General features: G+C 53.5%; 16 protein-coding genes. 9 read left to right on the top strand and 7 right to left on the bottom strand.

The window, feature by feature from the left end; genetic code table 11:
* Positions 1–23 precede the first annotated feature (23 nt).
* Complete coding sequence (locus ACHUEV_RS08215) at positions 24–1,298, bottom strand: RsmB/NOP family class I SAM-dependent RNA methyltransferase (protein ID WP_394178780.1); 1,275 nt, start codon at positions 1,296–1,298, stop codon at positions 24–26.
* Between the two features lie 68 nt (positions 1,299–1,366).
* Between ACHUEV_RS08215 and ACHUEV_RS08210 the strand changes: the two genes are divergently transcribed.
* The 3 genes from ACHUEV_RS08210 (at position 1,367) to ACHUEV_RS08200 (ending at position 3,247) form a co-directional block, all read left to right on the top strand.
* Entirely contained in the window at positions 1,367–1,543 is a 177-nt protein-coding gene (locus tag ACHUEV_RS08210; protein WP_394178778.1) for a DUF1674 domain-containing protein, read from the top strand.
* 145 nt (positions 1,544–1,688) lie between these two features.
* A complete protein-coding gene (locus tag ACHUEV_RS08205) occupies positions 1,689–1,952 on the top strand; it encodes a hypothetical protein (protein ID WP_394178776.1) in 264 nt (87 codons plus the stop codon).
* 176 nt (positions 1,953–2,128) lie between these two features.
* Positions 2,129–3,247, top strand: a complete 1,119-nt coding sequence (locus ACHUEV_RS08200) for a polysaccharide biosynthesis/export family protein (protein ID WP_394178774.1) — start codon at positions 2,129–2,131, stop codon at positions 3,245–3,247.
* Positions 3,248–3,252: 5 nt separating this feature from the next.
* On the opposite strand, the gene ACHUEV_RS08195 is transcribed toward ACHUEV_RS08200, so the two are convergent.
* On the bottom strand, positions 3,253–5,484 hold the full coding sequence (locus ACHUEV_RS08195; protein WP_394178772.1) for a calcium-binding protein: 2,232 nt from the start codon (positions 5,482–5,484) through the stop codon (positions 3,253–3,255).
* Positions 5,485–5,689: 205 nt separating this feature from the next.
* Between ACHUEV_RS08195 and ACHUEV_RS08190 the strand changes: the two genes are divergently transcribed.
* A complete protein-coding gene (locus ACHUEV_RS08190) occupies positions 5,690–7,063 on the top strand; it encodes a phosphomannomutase (RefSeq protein ID WP_394178770.1) in 1,374 nt (457 codons plus the stop codon).
* A gap of 164 nt (positions 7,064–7,227) precedes the next feature.
* Here ACHUEV_RS08190 and galE read toward each other — a convergent pair whose 3' ends face one another.
* The 5 genes from galE to gmd all read right to left on the bottom strand — a co-directional run bounded on the left by galE (position 7,228) and on the right by gmd (position 13,649).
* Positions 7,228–8,244, bottom strand: a complete 1,017-nt coding sequence (gene galE, locus ACHUEV_RS08185; protein WP_394178768.1) for a UDP-glucose 4-epimerase GalE — start codon at positions 8,242–8,244, stop codon at positions 7,228–7,230.
* Positions 8,244–9,974: a M10 family metallopeptidase C-terminal domain-containing protein gene (locus tag ACHUEV_RS08180; RefSeq protein ID WP_394178766.1), complete on the bottom strand. Its 1,731-nt coding sequence runs from the start codon at positions 9,972–9,974 to the stop codon at positions 8,244–8,246. The genes galE and ACHUEV_RS08180 overlap by 1 nt, the downstream gene beginning before the upstream one ends.
* A gap of 159 nt (positions 9,975–10,133) precedes the next feature.
* Positions 10,134–11,558: a mannose-1-phosphate guanylyltransferase/mannose-6-phosphate isomerase gene (locus ACHUEV_RS08175; protein WP_394178764.1), complete on the bottom strand. Its 1,425-nt coding sequence runs from the start codon at positions 11,556–11,558 to the stop codon at positions 10,134–10,136.
* Positions 11,558–12,526 carry a GDP-L-fucose synthase gene (gene fcl, locus ACHUEV_RS08170; RefSeq protein WP_394178762.1) on the bottom strand — a complete coding sequence of 323 codons (969 nt, stop codon included), beginning with the start codon at positions 12,524–12,526 and terminating at the stop codon, positions 11,558–11,560. The genes ACHUEV_RS08175 and fcl overlap by 1 nt, the downstream gene beginning before the upstream one ends.
* A 1-nt stretch (position 12,527) precedes the next feature.
* Positions 12,528–13,649: a GDP-mannose 4,6-dehydratase gene (gmd, locus tag ACHUEV_RS08165; RefSeq protein WP_394178760.1), complete on the bottom strand. Its 1,122-nt coding sequence runs from the start codon at positions 13,647–13,649 to the stop codon at positions 12,528–12,530.
* Positions 13,650–13,808: 159 nt separating this feature from the next.
* Here gmd and ACHUEV_RS08160 point away from each other — a divergent pair, with 159 nt between their 5' ends.
* The 5 genes from ACHUEV_RS08160 (at position 13,809) to atpD (ending at position 19,304) form a co-directional block, all read left to right on the top strand.
* On the top strand, positions 13,809–14,573 hold the full coding sequence (locus ACHUEV_RS08160) for a DUF2793 domain-containing protein (protein WP_394178758.1): 765 nt from the start codon (positions 13,809–13,811) through the stop codon (positions 14,571–14,573).
* Between the two features lie 293 nt (positions 14,574–14,866).
* Positions 14,867–15,427 carry a F0F1 ATP synthase subunit delta gene (locus ACHUEV_RS08155; RefSeq protein WP_394178756.1) on the top strand — a complete coding sequence of 187 codons (561 nt, stop codon included), beginning with the start codon at positions 14,867–14,869 and terminating at the stop codon, positions 15,425–15,427.
* Positions 15,428–16,963: a F0F1 ATP synthase subunit alpha gene (gene atpA / locus ACHUEV_RS08150; protein WP_394178754.1), complete on the top strand. Its 1,536-nt coding sequence runs from the start codon at positions 15,428–15,430 to the stop codon at positions 16,961–16,963. It begins immediately after the preceding gene.
* 25 nt (positions 16,964–16,988) lie between these two features.
* Complete coding sequence (locus ACHUEV_RS08145) at positions 16,989–17,861, top strand: F0F1 ATP synthase subunit gamma (protein ID WP_394178752.1); 873 nt, start codon at positions 16,989–16,991, stop codon at positions 17,859–17,861.
* 18 nt (positions 17,862–17,879) lie between these two features.
* Positions 17,880–19,304, top strand: coding sequence for a F0F1 ATP synthase subunit beta (gene atpD, locus ACHUEV_RS08140; protein WP_106358564.1), 1,425 nt, complete (start codon positions 17,880–17,882; stop codon positions 19,302–19,304).
* Positions 19,305–19,309: the final 5 nt, after the last annotated feature.

The raw sequence follows: 19,309 nt of genomic DNA, 5'->3' as shown, positions 1-19,309 counted from the left end.
AAAAATTCGGGCCTTATGAATTGCTATTCTGCTTTTTGTAGAACGGCCATATAGAACCCGTCCATTCCACCAAGGTCAGACCAGTAATCAGGGCGCAGACGGAGCCCGCCTTCTTCGGTGATCCATTCTGGTTCAATCCCGGGGGCGTTCAGTGCCTCGGTGTCAACCGTCAGGTCTGAATGGCGCGAGAGAGCTTCCTCGACTTGCACTTCGCCTTCGTCGGGTAACAAAGAACATGTACAGAACACCAGCCGCCCGCCCGGTTTCAACAAGCCTAGCGCGTGATCAATCATCGTTTCTTGTTGATCAATCAATGCGCCAAACTCTGATCCGTCTTTAGCGTAGGGCAGGTCAGGGTGCCGACGAATAGTTCCGGTGGCTGAACAAGGCGCGTCCAACAAGATCGCGTCAAAACCAGATTCCTCAAACGCAAATGCATCGCTAACGACGGTGCGGGCCTTCAGGCCGACGCGCGTTAGATTCTCTTGAACCCGTTCCATGCGTCGCTCGGACAAATCTACAGCGGTGACATCTGCCCCTGCTGCAGCCAATTGCATTGCTTTGCCGCCGGGTGCTGCACAAAGGTCGAGAGCCTTAAGGCCTTTCACGTCACCCAACAGTTTTACTGGAATAGCTGCGGCAGCATCTTGGACCCACCATTCGCCCGCATCATATCCGGGCAACGACGTCACCTGACCAGCGTTTGTGATACGTACGGAACCCGTTGGCAGAACGGTGCCGCCAGTTGCCTTGGCTACAGCGTCGGCATCTGTCTTTGCTGTTAGATCAAGTGGAGCGCCACTAAAGTGTGCTGCTTCCATGCCAACAACCGCCTCGCGTCCCCATGCCGCCACCAGCGGCTGGCGTAGCCAACCGGGTGTCAGCGGTACTGCACGCTTTTCCCAGCCCTCGGGGCCTTCAGCCGCGATCTTACGCAGGACCGCGTTTGTCAGGCCCTTCATCGCTTGCGTGCGTTTGTTCCGCCCCACGATTTCAACATAGGCGTTCACGACGCCATGCGCCGCTTCGCCACCGCACAGTTCGATAACCCCAAGGCGAAGCGCATTCATCACGTGATCTGGTGGGGTCTTTTTCAGGTATGGCTTTAGCATCCGGTCGGCACGGTCCAACCCACGCAATGCGTCGGTCGCAAGGCGCTGTGCGCGAGCGCGGTCATCATTCGCTAGCTGGTTCAAGGCGCCGCCAGCGATCAATTCTGCCATCAGGCGACCTTCGGTCGTGATCTGCATCAATAGATGATGCGCGGTGCGTCGGGCAGGCAAACCTGTTTGATTCATGGGGTATCTCTTGATGCTGGGTGCCAGCGGCGTATATCAAAGCCATGCCGCCGACAAGGAGAGTCCAAATGCCCGATCAAGACAAAGACCAGTCTACGCCAGCCCAGCGCGCGCTTGCCGAGGCAGAAGAACGCCGCAAGAACGACAAAGCGCAGGGCCTGCCGACAGAATTGGGGGGACGCGATGGACCTGAACCAGTGCGCTTTGGCGATTGGGAAAGAAAAGGCATCGCCGTCGATTTTTAAACGACCTGATCGGCAACTTTCTGCCCCGTGTAAGCGGATTCTGGCATGAAAATACGGTAAATAATTATACGCATTAGAATCTCGAAATTCTTTCGTTACATCGACCTCGAGCCACAAGTTGCTCTAACAAAAAGGGATGTAACCTATGAAAATCGAGGCACTTTTTACTGCGATTGTTGTGTGCGCGTCATCGGCGGCTTATGCGTCAGAAGAATGCACTGCAGAGGTTGTTGATGCCAAAGTTGCGCAAGCAAAAGAGGCAATCCAGATCATCGGTCAAGATGACCCTGATCGCATGTTTGCAGTGGTTAGCGAGTTTCAAGAAAGTATGTCTGTCGCCAAAGCGTCTGCTGAATTGGCACCACTTTGCGAGACATATGACGCCGTGATTGCGGCTGTCGAAGGCTGAATTGTTTCGGCAAGGGGATGTTCGCGTTCCCTTGCTTTTGTCCCTTTGTTAAAACCAATTTGTCACTATTTTGATTTTCAAAATTGCAGAGTCTCTCCATTCACGATTATTTAGGGTAATTGTGGTGGAAAATGGATACCGTCATCGGTGTATGGCGGTCGTTTGATGGAGAGAGCATGCGTTTCACTTTTCAGCGTTTCTTACTACTAGGACTCTGTTTTCTAGTTGCAGGCTGTAGTCTGCCACGCGGTGCGGGTTTCCAATCCGAGGTGCTGGCGGCATCAAATGCCGGCAGTCGCGAAGAAGGCGAAGAAGCGGTATATGATTTCGAAGTTTTCGAAGTCACGCGAGAAACACTTCCCATCATCAATTCTTGGCCGAACCCTGACATTCAGTCATTTTCGTGGATACCCAGCCAAGAACAACCAGCATCACTGATCATTGCACCCGGCGATACAGTCCAGTTGACGATCTGGGACGCCGAAGAAAATTCGCTTTTGGCGGGTGCCGGCCAACGCGTCACGCCACTGCAAGAAACCCAAGTTGGCTCGACCGGACGTATTTTTGTACCCTATATTGGTGATATGCAGGTCTCCGGTATGTCGTCGATGACAGCGCGCGCACGGATCGAAGAAGAGCTAAGTAAGACGATTCCATCAGCGCAAGTACAGCTGATTGTTAAGCCGGGGCGTCAGAATATGGCAAACCTCATGTCAGGTTTTGCTGCGCCGGGCCTATACGAATTGCCGGACCGGAATTTCAAAATTCTAGAACTATTATCAATGGCAGGTGGTGCCGATCCTTCGCTGTTGAACCCGCAGGTCCGCCTGATCAGAAATGGCCGGACATATGGTATTTCGTTGGACCGCCTATTAGAGGAGCCAGCGCAGAATACGACCATGCGTGGTGGTGATCGTGTCAGAATTATCGGTGACGAGCGTAAGTTTCTGTCTTTGGGTGCGACAGGTTCAGAAGCAGTGCATGAAATCACTGATCAACACCTATCTGCATTGGAGGCCTTATCTATAATCGGCGGCGTCAGTGATGGCACTGCGAACCCTAAGGGCATTCTTATCATGCGCGAATACGACGCGTCCGCCGTGCGGCAAGATGCAAGTGGGCCGGCGCAAGAACGCGTTGTGTTCACAATTGACCTGACTTCGGCAGATGGGCTGTTCTCTGCGGGTAAGTTTTTTATCCAAGACGATGACTTGATCTATGGCACTGAAAGCGTCCTTGGGCCTGCACTCACCGTATTTGGATTGGGCCAGTCAATCGCGTCGCTGGCGAAATGATTGGCTTAGAATAAGTCGATATCGTGGGCGAGCGCGCTGGGATCGGTTATGTTTTCGATCACCAGCGTGTCGCCATCACCGAAATCAATGGTCATCTGGGTTCCTTCTAGGCGACCATACATCATCAATAAATCTTCGGCAGACGTCAGCCCGATCCAAACCGCGGCTGTTAGCGTGATATAATCTTCGCCTTGGGTGTAGTCAGTGATGACATCGTGCCCGCCGCTAAAAATGAATTCATCGGCCCCTGCACCGCCAAACAGCACGTCGTTCCCCGCACCTCCGTCAATGATATCGTTACCAGAACCACCGCGAAGTATATCTTGGCCACTTCCGCCCAGCAGAGTGTCGGCACCAGCACCCCCGATCAATATATCAGCACCTTCATTGCCAAGTATTCGGTCGTTTCCATCGCGGCCAAGCAAGGTGTCAGCTCCTTCGCCGCCGTTGAGTACGTCATTCCCCGCACCTGCGATAATCACGTCAGAACCAGCACCACCGGACAGTGTGTCAGCGCCGGCTTGCCCAAGAATCACTTCGCCTTCTGGATTCGGGGTAGTGGGTTCTTGATCGCTTGCTTCTCCAAAGGCCGCGTGTAGATCGACCGAGTTTTCATTCGCAATCAGCCCGACGCCCGCCATCATATTATTCGGTGATGTGTCCTGGGCTATAGGCGGCGGTGTTAGATCAGGTGGCGGCGTTGCTGGACCGGGATAGCCTGGTGTCGTGTTCTGTGGAATCCGCGTGATCCCAATAAGATCGCTATTGGTAAACTGACGATAATCTATGGGTGCGCCATCAGAGCTAAGGACGACCAGAATTTCATCCCCGTACCCGATCTCCACGCCTTCCGGCAGCATTTTCATGGTCAACTGGCTAACGTCACGAAGCATTGGCCATCGAGAAAGATCGATCGTATCCTCGCCTAAGGTGAAATCGGTGATTGTGTCACTTTGACCGTCGACGGAAAGAATAAATACATCCGCCCCCATGCCACCCGTCATAGTGTCGGTGCCTCGGCCGTCCCGTAAAATATCGTCGCCAGCACTACTGTCGATCACATCGTCTCCGTCATAGCCACTTAGGATATCCGCTTCGATAGAGCCAAAAAGCGAACCGCCAGCAATGGTAGCAGTCGTAGTGATCCCTTTACTTCCGGTGTCATAGCGCAGTTTGGTGATGCCAATTTCGCTGCTGCTTGTAACGTAAACATCCAGCGCATTGCCGTTGCTAGCCACCGCGATTGCACTGATGTTGTCCAACCCCATTTCAGTGGTGTCAGCGATATGGGCGCGGGGCAGCAATTGTCCGCCCTCAAGCAGTGTAAAGATCGTGATCCCGTCATCGCTACCGCCTGCGATAACAAAGGTTTGCCCGTTGTGATGGATCACCTCAAGCGCGCTGATACCGTTGAACCGCGTATCTAGTGTATCAAGGACGTGATCTTTGATGATCATGTTCCCGTCAGCGTTCAACTGCAGGACAGTTATGCTGCCGCTTTCTGCCGCACCAAGCAGGATGTAGGTTTGGCCGCCGACTACAGCGGTTTGCATGACGGTCGGCGTGTCGATCCACAGACCTTGATCAACGCCAAGGTTTTCTGCAGGGAACAGCGTCCCGTCATCGTCTATTTTCCAGCTCGCAACACCGTCGCCTGTAATGCTTGTCGTTAGAAGGAATTGTTGACCCTCCACATTAGCATATGCCGTTGCGGAGATTTGATCGGTAAAGCTGCCCGCGGGTCCGACAGTGGTCGTGTTTGCAACGACTGCTCCGTTAGCATCGAATGTGATTTGTCCAATGCCTTGGCTGGCCGCTAACCCGCCGTAGATCACTTGCCCGCCCGTTTTCAAAGTCACCGTCGTGAAGTTTTGGATACCGGAGAAGGTGAGGTCGGCAACAAAGGTGCCCGCGCCAAATTCGCCTTCGTTGGTAAGCGTGGTGATCTGAATTCCACCTTCTGGACCACCGCTGCTTATCATAGAAATGACACCACCAGTGTTCAGCGTAGCGAGTGATGTGGTGCCACCCAGCACCGGGGCTCCTTCAAACGCGAAGTCTTCGATCAGCAAAGGTATTTCACCACTGATGTTCCAGCCTCTTATCACGCCATCAGGGCCAGTGGTGCTATAAAGAATCTGTGATCCTTCGACTTGCACCAAGGCCAAATCGGCGACGTGAGAATAAGCGAATTCGTCCTCAGAAACGAGGTAAGTTACAAGCGTAATGTCTGACATGTGTGGTCCCCCCCAGGACCTGAAACAGTCGTCTAGGGGGACGGTGATCTGCGGAATCGCCGGCCGGATGGCCCAATTGTGGCGCGACAGTGAACCTTTGTCTGCAATTGGTTCAAAACCACAGCGAATTTTAGTTGAACGACCCGCTTGTGGGATTGGACTAGGCAAAGGTAGGGTTGGTTATCCCAATAGGCAGGAAATCAAAATGCCACCCAAATTTGGTACTAGCGGCTTACGCGGTTTGGTCACTGAACTGACACCAGAATGCATTGATCGCCATGTCACGGCTTTCATCGCTTCATGTCCTGTCGGTACTGGGTTGTTCATTGGGCATGACTTGCGCCCGTCTTCGCCCGATATCGCGGTGATCGTTGCGCGATCAGCGCAAGAGGCTGGCCTTGACGTTACAATGTGCGGCGCGGTTCCGACTCCGGCGTTGGCGCTCGCAGCGATGGAAGCTGGCGCTGCAGCAGTGATGATAACTGGCAGCCATATTCCTGCCGATCGCAACGGGCTAAAGTTTTATACCCCTGAAGGTGAGATTACGAAGGCTCACGAAGCGGCGATTGTGGCGTCCCTTGGCAAGCAACTGTCAGGTGCGGCTGGGGTTATACGAGATGATTCCGCAGTGGGTGCGAATTACCTTGCGCGTTATACCCACGCGTATGGCGAAGCACTGACCGGGATGCGTATCGGGGTTTATGCTCATAGCGCTGTCGGTCGTTCAGGACTGGAGGAATTGCTAAAGGCGCTTGGCGCACAGGTTGTCACGCTTGGTTGGTCAGATACCTTTATTCCGGTCGACACCGAGGCCGTTGCCCCGGCCCTAAGTGCGCAGTTGCGTCAATGGGCAAAGGAACACGAATGCGCTGCGATTGTTTCGACGGACGGCGATGGGGATCGCCCGCTGCTTGCAGATGCCAATGGTGAAGTCATTCCCGGCGATATTTTGGGACAAATCACAGCGCAGGTTTTGGGCGCAGAAAACGTGGTTACGCCTGTGTCGTCGAACACTGGTGTTGATCGAATGCCGTGTTTTAGCAAGGTTGTTCGGACAAAGATCGGCTCGCCTTTTGTCATCGCAGGCATGGAAGAAACGCCGGGTGATACTGTTGGCTATGAGGCGAATGGTGGGTTCCTTCTTGGGTTTGCAGCGGCCGGGCCCAACGGTGGTTTGCCGCCGTTAATGACCCGTGATGCCGTTTTACCGATCATTGCGGTCTTGGCTGCAGCGCGCGCGACATCCGTTTCTGGCCTCGTGGCACAGCTACCGGCACGCTTTACCGCCGCAGATCGGTTGCAGGATGTCCCTACCGAGGATACGCAGGCTTTGGTCCAACAACTGACTAAAGATGCAACGGTTCGGGCTGCTTTTCTCGCTGATTTGGGTGGTGAAGCGGATGGTGTCGATCTGACGGATGGCTTGCGTATATCGCTTCAGGATGGTCGAATCGTTCACCTGCGGCCCTCTGGGAACGCGCCAGAGCTTCGACTGTATGTCGAAGCAGACAGCGTAATACTTGCGCAATCGACGCTTTCTGATGCTTTGGGGATCGTCAGTCAGCATCTCGGTCGATGAAATGTCTCGCTTTGACCTGACCAAAAGTACAATTGTGCCAATACACACAGACTCGCTTCGACGACTCAGGGGTAGTAGAGGCTAGGGCAAAGGTTAGTGTGAATACGTTTAGTTAGGTGTCTGCGGGCTTCTCGTACCATATCGGGCGAGAAGCCTATATATTTTCAGGGTTCGTCGTATCCATTCGGGTTGGCCGACTGCCAAGCCCAGGTGCTAGCCGTCATATCGTCCAGCCCATGTTCAGCCTTCCAGCCAAGTTCGGCCGCGGCGCGTGATGCATCTGCTTGCATCGCTGCAATATCACCTGCGCGGCGTGCTGCTTGTTTGGTAGCAATCGGATGACCGCAGGCACGTTCAAAGGCGGCCACCATGTCACGTACGCTGTAGCTTTGGCCGGTGCCGATGTTGAATGGGCGTGCACCTGATGATTTGCTAGCATAGTTCAACGCGGCAACATGTGCGCGGGCCAAGTCAACAACGTGGATGTAATCGCGCAACCCTGTGCCATCTGGCGTATCATAGTCGTCGCCAAACACTGTCAGCGCGTCCCGTTTGCCGACGGCGACCTGCGCGATGAACGGCATTAGATTGTTTGGAATATCCTTTGGGTCTTCCCCGATCTTCGCAGAATGATGTGCACCAACAGGGTTGAAGTAACGCAGCAAGACGGCGGAAGTATCGGCGGTGGCCTTCGCCCAATTCGTCAGGATATTTTCTGCCATCAATTTGGATTGGCCATAGACCGACATCGGCGCAGTTGGGTGGGCCTCGTCATAGGGCAGGTAAACGGGCTCACCGTAAACCGTGGCCGAGGATGAGAAGATGATGTTTTTGCACCCGACACGATCCATTGCGTGAAGCAGGGCAAGCGTGCCACCAACGTTGACGTCGTAATACAGAAGTGGCTTTTCTTCGCTTTCGCCAACGGCCTTGAGACCCGCGAAGTGGATGACCGCGTCAGGACGAAATTCTTGCATAACACGGTCCAGCATCTGTGGATCACGGACGTCACCTGTAAAATCGGTTACCGTGCCATTCGACAAGCTGCGCACGCGGTTCAACACCTCAGGGGTGGCATTCGAATAGTTATCAAGAACACAAACTTCATGCCCTTGGGCCATCAGCTCAAGAAGAGTATGGCTGCCAATGTAGCCGGCGCCCCCTGTTACAAGTACACGCATTAGAGAATGAAGTCTCCTGTTGTTAGGCCCGTAGTGCCTATCACGAGGATGACCATTTCGGCAGTGCCATCCAGATCGCGATCAATTTCAATCCTTGTGTCGACCCCGTCGTCAGATAGCACAAGCGCATCCGTGGCTGATAGATCGGCGTTGATCCCAGATAGGTCAATGGCGTCTATTCCAACCTCAAAGTCGTTGATGGTGTCTGCGCTGGTGGCCCAGCTGTCACTGGCTGAAGTAAAGATAAATGTATCAGCACCAGCTCCGCCAGTCAGCGTGTCTTGGCCCATGTCGCCGCTGATAGCGTCATCGCCGTTTCCGCCGTTGATAGAGTCGTCGCCGCGCCCGCCATGCAACTGATCATTGCCACCACCGCCAAGGATGACATCATTACCGCTGCCACCGAATATGGTGTCCACGCCTGACCCGCCGGTCAGTGTGTCGTATCCGCTGCCGCCGTATAGGTTATTGGTGCCCGCAGTTGCTTCAATTGTGTCCGAGCCAGAATCTCCGTGGAGGGTGTCATCGTTTGCTCCGCCGTTGATTTGGTCTGCACCTATCCCACCGCGCGCGGTGTCGTTTCCGTTGCCGCCGTTTAGTTCATCGTTACCAGCACCGCCAAACAAGTTGTCGCGCCCATTGCCACCATTTAACACGTCGTCGCCGTCCTTGCCGGATAAATCATCACTACCGTTGTTTCCGGTTAGCGTGTTTGCGACGTCGTTCCCGATCAGATTGTCGTTGCCAGAGCCACCCGTCGCGTTTTCGATGATGACCCCATTAGCAATGGTGTAACCCCCAGCGATGCCATCTGCCGCGGAAATGAAACCGCCACCGCCGACCTCGTATTGCAACGTGGCCGGGCGCAGATCAATTGTTACAGCGCTGGTGCCACTATAGCTAATGGTATCCTCGCCTCCGGTATCCCAAATTGCCAGCCAGCCAGTTCCGCTATTGGCACTATTGCTGCCCGGAAGTTCATAATTATCGTTGCCGCTGGCATGGGTGGTGTTCGCGCCGTATAGTGCTTGCAGGGCAGCGATATCCAATGCCATAGGGCCCATCGCCTCGCCATAATCATAGCTGTTAGAGGGCGAGCCGTTATAGCCAGAATTATAGGACATGACGGTATAGACGCTCTGATTTAGCCCATAATCACCATAGTAATAGAATGGGTAGTCGCGGTCTGATGGGTCCAATCCAGGTAGTATGGAATCGCCGTCATGCGGGTGTGCGAGCCCCAAGCCATGTAGTGCTTCGTGGATTATGGTTGAGTATCCAAGGCCACCGGGCTGAAGCCCGTTCGTATCCCAGCCAAGCCCGCGCCCGTTAAATACGCCTTCGCTAGAATAGTCGTAGAAGGGATAATAAAAGTATCCCAGCAGTGTGTCGCCAGATTCGGCGTATAGTTCGTCTTCGTCTTTCACAACTTGGAAGTCGGCGTATTGATTAGATGTTTCGACAAAAGTGACGTTGGCTACAGCGGATATAGAGGCGAGCGCCGCCATAAACTGTTCGCGTTCGTATGCCGTCCAGCCTTCTGACGTGACATTATCGCGTCGCGATCCATCCGGTACAAAATAGACTGTGATTGGCTCGTCTGTATCCGCGCGTTGGGTCCCGCTGTCGAGAGTCCCGACTGGCCCGGATGCGAGATCCAGTATCCGGTATGCGCTTAAGGCAAGATCTGAGGTGGTAGAATTGACCGAGTTCGTCGTAATTTGAGGCATTCTTGAAGTCTCTTTTGCTCGAGCCTTGTGACATCGCGCTCGCGTTATTGCGCCAAACTATGGCGAAATTCGGTGCGCGGCATCGAAATTTGAATGCAATCTCTACAAACGGTCGGAGTGAGTCAAACGCATCAGGTGCGAGTTGCGCAAACGTGCGGATTAGCTCCGTGCATAGACGTCTTCGTAGCGCACGATGTCGTCTTCACCTAGGTACCCGCCTGTTTGGACTTCGATCAGAACCATATGCAGTTTGCCAGGGTTTTCTAACCGATGCTTGGCGCCCAATGGCACATAGATTGACTGGTTCTCTGAGATCAGCTGAACATCATCATCAACGGTGACTTTAGCTGTGCCTTGGACGACGATCCAATGTTCTGCACGATGGTGATGGGATTGCAGGGAAAGGGCCGCACCGGGGTTCACGACTATCCGTTTGACCTGAAACCTGTCACCTGTCGCAAGGCTTTCGAACCAACCCCACGGTCTGTGATCCTTTGGGAAGCTTTCGGCCTGTGGAGAGGCTTTATCTATAAGAATACTAACTGCTTTTTTGACATCTTGGCTGCGATCCTTGTGTGTGACAAGGACGGCGTCAGGCGTTGCAATAGCGACAATATTTTCTAGCCCAATGCCTACGATGGCTTGGCTTTCGACTTCTGACCGAAGCAGCGTGTTTTGACAGTCAATCGAAGTTGCCGGGCCCGATAGTGACAGACCGTCCTTTTCGGTTTCGCGCCAAACCGAAGCCCAATCTCCAAGATCGGACCAGCCGCCATCATAGGGCACAACCGATAGGTTGCAGACTTTCTCCATGACAGCATAGTCGATCGAAATTGCGGCGACTTGATGCCAAGGTTCTGGCGCGAGCCGAAGAAAACCTAGATCCGTTGTCGCTTCGTCGATAGCTGATTGTACGAAAGCGTACATCTCAGGTGCCGTCGCGCAATATGCTGTCAAAATCGCCTTGACGGAGAACAGGTATATCCCCGCATTCCAAAGGTAGCGACCGTCTGACAGCATCTTTGCTGCTCGCTCGGCATCAGGTTTTTCTACAAATTCGCTTAATTGCAGTGGTGCAGATTCATTTTGGATGGCGCCGTCTACCTTGAGGTATCCATAACCTGTTTCAGGTCGATCTGGGGTAATTCCAAATGTAACAAGTTGGCCGGCGCGTGCAGCTGGGATTGCTGCAGTAACCGATATCTCAAACGCGGCGTCGTCTGGGATTACGTGATCAGATGGTGCAACAAGCATGAACCCATCAGGATCGGTTTTTGCCAAATGAATGGCTGCCGCTAAGACAGCAGGTCCGGTATCTTTTCCGGCAGGTTCAATAAGAACCGCGTCTGGGTTTGCACCAATTTCCTTTAGTTGTTGGACGACAATAAAACGAAAATCATCGGCTGTAATGATAACTGGTTGTCGGTACCTTGGTCCGTGCAAGCGTTGGGCGCTTGCTTGAAATAAGCTTTGTGACCCGATGATCGGTGCGAACTGCTTCGGATAGCTTTTGCGTGACAATGGCCAGAGCCGCGTACCTGAACCACCGCATAGAATAACTGGCGTGATCGTTGCATCTTCCATCAGGCAAACCTCAGTCCGCGATCAAGTTTCACCTGTTGTAAGTACCATGCAAATGTAGCCTGAATGCCTTCGTGCAGTTGGATCTTTGGTTTCCAGCCTAATTTGGAAATCCGCAGGGTATCGAGCAACTTGCGTTTTGTTCCGTCGGGCTTTGTGGTGTCAAAGTGGATATTCCCGCGAAATCCTGCGATCTCGCCGATCATATGGGCTAAGGCGCTGATGGTTATGTCTTGGCCTGTTCCGACGTTGATGTGGCTTTGAATTGGTAGCGTGGCGTTGGCGCATGCGTGTTGCTCTAAATTCATCACAAACAGAGCAGCCTCTGCCATGTCGTCCACGTGCAGGAATTCTCGTTTTGGGGTGCCGGTTCCCCAGATGATTACGCTGTCATTGTTGTTTTGAACTGCGGATTGGAAGCGTGCGATCAATGCGGGCAAGACATGCGCGTTTTGCGGGTGAAAGTTGTCGCCCGGGCCATATAGGTTTGTTGGCATGATGGACCGGTAGTCAGTACCGTACTGCCGGTTATAGCTTTCGCACAGCTTGATCCCGGCGATTTTCGCAATTGCGTAGGGTTCGTTAGTGGGTTCGAGCGGACCAGTTAACAATGCGGCTTCAGTTATCGGTTGGGCAGCTTCGCGCGGGTAAATGCATGACGACCCAAGGAACAGTAGTTTGTCGATTCCCGCGGCGTGGGACTGATGAATCACATTTGCCGCCATCATCATGTTTTCGTAGATGAACTGTGCTGGATAGGTGCTGTTTGCCATAATGCCGCCAACACGTGCGGCTGCAAGGATGACGGCATCTGGGCGTTCGCGTTCTAGAAACTGACGCAAAGCGCTTTGGTCGGTTAGGTCTACTTGAGCACGGGGGGCGGTGATGACTTCGTGCTTTGCTTCCTTTTGTAGCTGTCGGACAATTGCGCTGCCGACCATGCCGGTGTGACCGGCTACATAAATACGCATGTTATGCCTCGACCGTGATGGGTAGGCTTAGGCCGTGTTCCCGCAGTAGCGCGTGACGTCGTGCTGTTTTTAGGTCTTCGGCCACCATTTCAGCGCACATCTGTTGCGCTGTGATTTGCGGCGACCACCCTAGCTGCGCCTGTGCCTTTGTTGGATCGCCTAGCAATGTGTCCACTTCGGCGGGCCGGAAATAGCGTGGGTCGATTCGCATGATTACGTCACCGGGTTTGACCGACGCGGCGCAGTCGCTAGTTACGGCTGTCACGGTCGCCGTTTCGTGAATGCCTTGCCCTTTAAATGCTAATTGCAGTCCCAACTCTGCCGCGCTCCAACGGATAAAGTCGCGGACAGAATGCTGGATTCCGGTGGCGATCACGTAATCCTCTGCGGTGTCTTGCTGCAGCATCATCCATTGCGCGCGTACATAATCTTTGGCGTGCCCCCAGTCGCGCTGGGCGTCGATGTTGCCCATGTAAAGGCAGTCTTGAAGGCCCATCGCGACGTTGGCTAGCCCGCGTGTGATCTTGCGGGTCACAAAGGTTTCGCCACGGCGGGGGCTTTCGTGGTTAAACAAGATCCCGTTGCAGGCAAACATCCCATAAGCCTCGCGGTAATTCACGCAGGTCCAGTAGGCGAACATCTTTGCAACGCCGTAAGGGCTGCGTGGATGGAACGGGGTCTGTTCCGTTTGGGGGCTTTCGCGCACTTGGCCATATAGTTCGGATGTTGATGCCTGATAGAACCGCGTCTTCTTTTCTAGCCCGAGAAAACGGATTGCTTCGAGAAGTCTGAGCGTACCCATTGCGTCCACATCAGCGGTGTATTCGGGCGCTTCAAAGCTAACCGAGACGTGGGATTGTGCGCCGAGGTTATAAACCTCGTCCGGTTGCACCTGCGCGATGATGCGGGTCAGGTTCGAACTGTCGGTCAGATCACCATAATGCAGGATGAACCGGGCGTCGTCTGTTTGTGGGTCTTGGTAGATGTGATCGACGCGGGCGGTGTTGAACTGCGACGCGCGCCGCTTGATCCCGTGCACCACGTACCCTTTTTCAAGCAGTAGTTCGGCCAGATACGACCCGTCTTGGCCGGTGATCCCGGTAATCAACGCACGTTTAACCATTAACAGCCTCCGATGCCGCGTAGTGATTCGTTAGCTACGTTGGTGCCGGAGAGGTCTTAACGACGCGTTAACCGTCGTACGGTGGGTGTAGGGATCATTTACGCTGTGGCCGCAATACTGCGCTGGATTTCACATTTCCCGAAAGGCGCGATTGTTCCCATGTCCGATCAAACTCCAAATCTGTCCTTGCCGTTCATCATGCCTGCGCAGGCGCAAAAACATGTCACTCATAACGAGGCGATCGAGCTGCTTGATATGGTGGTGCAGCTCACCTTGGAATCAAGCACGGCGATTGCACCGCCATCGGCTCCAGCCGAAGGCCAAGCTTGGGCGCTGGGCGTCGGTTCGACGGGCGACTGGGTGGGGCAGGATGGTCTGATTGCAACGTGGCGGGGTGGGGGGTGGCTATTTGTCGCGCCTCGCGATGGCTGGCTGGCATGGGTCCGCGATATCGGTGAATTACAGGTGTTGAATGGTGGTCAGTGGGTGACCAAGGGCGCGGCTGCTGAAACCCAGAATTTACCGATGGTTGGGGTGAATGCGACCGCCGACACGACCAACCGATTGGCCGTGTCGAGCGATGCAACATTGCTTAATAACGCGGGGGCTGGGCATCAGGTGAAAATCAATAAAGCGGGGCGCGCTGATACGGCTTCACTGCTCTACCAAAGCGGTTGGTCTGGCCGGGCCGAGATGGGACTGTCTGGTAGTGATGATTTCAGCATTAAAGTCAGTGCAGACGGGGCAAGCTGGGCATCGGCCATTGGGATTGATAGCGCTGATGGACGGGTGCGTATCAACCAATTGCTGCATGTGACGCCGGGTGCGGCGCCCGCTAATCCCGAAACTGGTGACATCTATTTCGATTCTTCAGCGCTGAAATTGCGCTGTTATGACGGGACCGTTTGGCACGACCTTTTCTAAGGGCATCGACACAAAAGTAAGATTCGAGGGCGTGGCCATAATTGGCCGCGCCCTTTTTCTTTGCCGTGCCAAATTCGAAGTACGCTGATTGTATGCAGAAAAATGGTGACACAAATGCATATAGGGTCTGATATGCTGTGGATTAACCGTGCAGGGTGCTTGCGACAACATAGTTGCTCTGCTACATCGCGCAGGATTTTGACGCTTTCGTGATCCACGGGGGCCAAACAAGTTGCCTGTTTGCTGTCCGTTGTTGGACGGTGATCTGGGCCTAAGACATCGGAAGGGTGGACGTGTCCGAAACTGCTGGTATCTCCACAAGCATTGCATCGCGTTATGCGACCGCAGTGTTTGACCTTGCCAAAGAAGGCAAGGCCATCAAAGCGCTAGAAACTGACGTAGCTGCTTTGGAAACTGCAATCTCCGACAGCGCCGATTTGCGCACGTTGCTGACATCGCCGCTGTATAGCCGCGAACAGCAGGGTGCAGCAGTTGATGCTGTTGCTAAGAAAATGAAATTGTCTGCGACAACAAGCAACGTAATGTCCCTGCTCGCGAGCAAGCGTCGTTTGTTTGTGTTGCCGCAGTTGCTGAAAGTGCTGCAAGACATGTTGGCTGAAGAGCGCGGCGAAGTGACTGCAGAAGTCACAGCAGCGAAAAAGCTGACAAAAGCGCAAGCTGATAAGCTAGCCAAAACACTCACTGCCCAAGTGGGCAAATCTGTCACCATCAAAGAAACCGTCGATGAGTCAATCATTGGCGGTCTTATTGTAAAAGTGGGCTCTAAGATGATCGATACGTCGATCGCCTCCAAGCTCAACGCACTCCAGAACACTATGAAAGAGGTCGGATAAATGGCGATCCAAGCGTCTGAAATCTCTGCGATCCTTAAGGACCAGATCAAAAACTTCGGTCAGGAAGCCGAAGTGGCCGAAGTTGGCCGGGTACTAAGCGTTGGTGATGGTATCGCCCGCGTTTACGGCCTTGATAACGTTCAAGCCGGTGAAATGGTTGAATTCCCCGGTGGTATCCGCGGGATGGCCTTGAACCTTGAATCTGACAACGTTGGTGTTGTTATCTTCGGTTCCGACCGTGACATTAAAGAAGGCGACACCGTTAAGCGCACCAAGTCCATCGTGGACGTGCCTGTTGGTGACGAACTGCTGGGCCGCGTTGTTGACGGTCTTGGCAACCCATTGGACGGCAAAGGTCCAATCAAAACGAAAAAGCGCGCAGTTGCTGATTCCAAAGCACCGGGCATCATTCCACGTAAATCGGTTCACGAGCCGATGGCGACTGGTCTGAAATCTGTTGACTCCATGATCCCAGTTGGCCGTGGCCAGCGCGAACTGATCATTGGTGACCGTCAGACAGGTAAAACAGCGATCGCACTTGATACGATCCTGAACCAAAAGTCTTACAACGACGCTGCTGCAAGCGACTCAGACAAGCTGTACTGTGTGTACGTTGCTGTTGGTCAAAAGCGCTCGACAGTTGCTCAGCTAGTTAAAAAGCTCGAAGAGTCAGGCGCGATTGAATATTCAATCGTTGTTGCTGCGACAGCTTCTGATCCTGCACCAATGCAGTTCCTTGCACCATACGCTGCGACAGCAATGGCAGAGCACTTCCGCGACGCTGGCCGTCACGCGCTGATCATCTATGATGATTTGTCCAAGCAAGCTGTGTCTTACCGTCAAATGTCCCTGCTTCTGCGCCGTCCACCAGGACGTGAAGCTTACCCAGGTGACGTTTTCTACCTTCACTCCCGTCTGCTCGAGCGTTCTTGTAAACTGAACGAAGACAACGGTTCTGGTTCTTTGACCGCGCTGCCGATCATCGAAACCCAAGGTGGTGACGTTTCCGCGTTTATTCCAACCAACGTGATCTCGATCACTGATGGTCAGATCTTCTTGGAAACAGAACTGTTCTACCAAGGTATCCGCCCTGCGGTGAACACTGGTCTTTCAGTTTCTCGTGTTGGTTCTGCTGCGCAGACGAACTCTATGAAATCTGTTGCTGGTCCAGTTAAACTTGAGCTTGCTCAGTACCGTGAAATGGCTGCGTTTGCGCAGTTTGGTTCCGATCTTGATGCCGCGACACAGCAGTTGCTGAACCGTGGTGCCCGTCTGACTGAGCTGATGAAACAGCCACAGTACGCACCGCTGACCAACGCTGAGATCGTTTGCGTTATCTACGCTGGTACCAAAGGTTACTTGGACAAAGTTGCCGTCAAAGATGTTGGCCGCTTTGAGGCTGGTTTGCTGAAGCACCTGCGTACAAACGCAACTGACGTGCTTGAGTTCATCACCAAAGAAGATCCAAAGATCAAAGGTGACGCGGAAGCAAAGATCAAAGCTGCTTTGGACGCTTTCGCTGCTGATTTCGCTTAAACCCTAAGATCAAGGAGACGAACACGTGCCTAGTCTTAAGGACCTTAAAAATCGGATCGAGTCGGTCAAATCGACCCGCAAGATCACGAAGGCCATGCAGATGGTCGCGGCTGCAAAATTGCGCCGCGCCCAAGACGCAGCCGAGGCATCGCGCCCCTACACAGAGCGTTTCAACGCTGTGATGGGCGGGCTTGCTGCTTCGGTTGGCGGTTCAGAAAGTGCACCTAAATTGCTGTCCGGTACGGGCAGCGATCAGGTACAGCTTCTGGTCGTCATGACGGCTGAACGTGGTTTGTGTGGCGGCTTTAACGGCAACATTGCCAAGCTTGCCAAAACACATGCGCAAAAGCTGATCGCTGAAGGCAAGACAGTGAAAATCATCACTGTTGGTAAAAAAGGCCGCGACGCGATCAAACGCGAGTTGGGCGAATACTTTGTTGATCACGTCGACATGAGTGGCGTCAAACGTCTCGGCTATGTAGATGCGCAAAACATTGCAAAGGACGTGCTGTCCCGCTTTGATGATAACGAATTTGATGTCGCGACTATCTTTTATGCGCGCTTTGAAAACGTTGTTACTCAGCACCCGACTGCACAGCAAATCATCCCAGCCAGCTTTGATGTGGCTGAAGATGCTGAAGCAGCACTTTACGACTACGAGCCAAGCGAAGAAGAAATTCTTGCTGACTTGTTGCCGCGCGGTGTTGCAACGGCAATTTTCAGCGCTCTGCTGGAAAACGCGGCCTCTGAGCAGGGCGCACGGATGTCTGCAATGGACAACGCAACACGCAACGCTGGCGACATGATCGACCAACTGACAATCGAGTTTAACCGCTCGCGTCAGGCTGTGATCACCAACGAGCTGATTGAAATTATTTCGGGCGCGGAAGCGCTCTAGACCCCGGAGAAAACCATTATGGCAAACGCTAAAGGTAAGATCACGCAGATCATCGGCGCCGTCGTTGACGTGCAGTTCGGTGACCACCTGCCAGAGATCTTGAACGCCCTAACCACTGACAACAACGGCAAGCAACTGACACTCGAAGTTGCTCAGCACCTTGGTGAAAACACAGTTCGTACAATTGCTATGGACTCCACTGAAGGTCTGGTTCGCGGTCAAGAAGTGACCGACGAAGGCACAACAATCACAGTTCCAGTTGGCGACGCCACACTGGGCCGGATCATGAACGTGATCGGTGAGCCAATCGACGAACGTGGCCCAATCGGTGAAAAAGATCGCCGTTCCATCCACGCTGACGCGCCAGCTTTCGAACAGCAGTCCACTGCGTCCGAAGTTCTGGTAACAGGCATCAAAGTTATCGACCTTCTCGCGCCTTACGCGAAGGGTGGTAAAATTGGTCTGTTCGGTGGTGCGGGTGTTGGTAAGACAGTTCTTATCCAAGAGCTGATCAACAACATCGCTAAAGTGCACTCTGGCTACTCTGTATTCGCGGGTGTTGGTGAGCGTACACGTGAAGGTAACGACCTTTACTACGAATTCATCGAATCCAACGTTATCAACATGGAAGACCTGACCAAGTCCAAAGTGGCACTGGTTTACGGTCAGATGAACGAGCCTCCCGGTGCGCGTATGCGTGTTGCGCTGTCTGGTCTGACAATGGCCGAAGCGTTCCGCGACCAGTCCGGTACAGACGTTCTGTTCTTCGTGGATAACATCTTCCGCTTTACACAAGCTGGTTCCGAGGTGTCCGCGCTTCTGGGTCGTATTCCTTCTGCTGTGGGCTACCAGCCAACACTGGCAACCGACATGGGTGCGATGCAGGAACGTATTACATCGACCAAAAACGGTTCGATTACTTCTGTTCAGGCTATCTACGTACCTGCGGATGACCTTACCGACCCTGCACCAGCAACATCGTTTGCGCACCTTGATGCGACAACCGTTCTGAACCGTGCTATCTCTGAAAAGGGTATCTACCCTGCGGTTGACCCGCTCGATTCAACATCACGTCTGCTGGACCCAGCAATCGTTGGTGAAGAGCACTATGCAGTTGCTGCTGACGTTCAGCAGATGCTGCAGCGTTACAAGTCGCTTCAGGATATCATCGCGATTTTGGGCATGGACGAACTGTCAGAAGAAGACAAACTGACCGTTTCACGTGCACGTAAAATCGAACGCTTCCTGTCGCAGCCGTTTGACGTTGCTGAAGTATTTACTGGTTCACCAGGTGTTCAGGTTCCGCTGGAAGACACAATTGCGTCCTTTAAGGCCGTTGTCGCTGGCGAATACGATCACCTTCCAGAAGGTGCATTCTACATGGTAGGCGGCATCGACGAAGTGAAAGCGAAAGCCGAAAAAATGGCTGCAGCCGCAGCTTAATGAAC

The organism is Yoonia maritima (assembly GCF_043641945.1).
In the GTDB taxonomy this organism is placed as follows: Bacteria; Pseudomonadota; Alphaproteobacteria; order Rhodobacterales; family Rhodobacteraceae; genus Yoonia; species Yoonia maritima_B.
The sequence above is the reverse complement of the archived record's forward strand: the minus strand, read 5'-3'. Positions and strand labels throughout refer to the sequence as shown.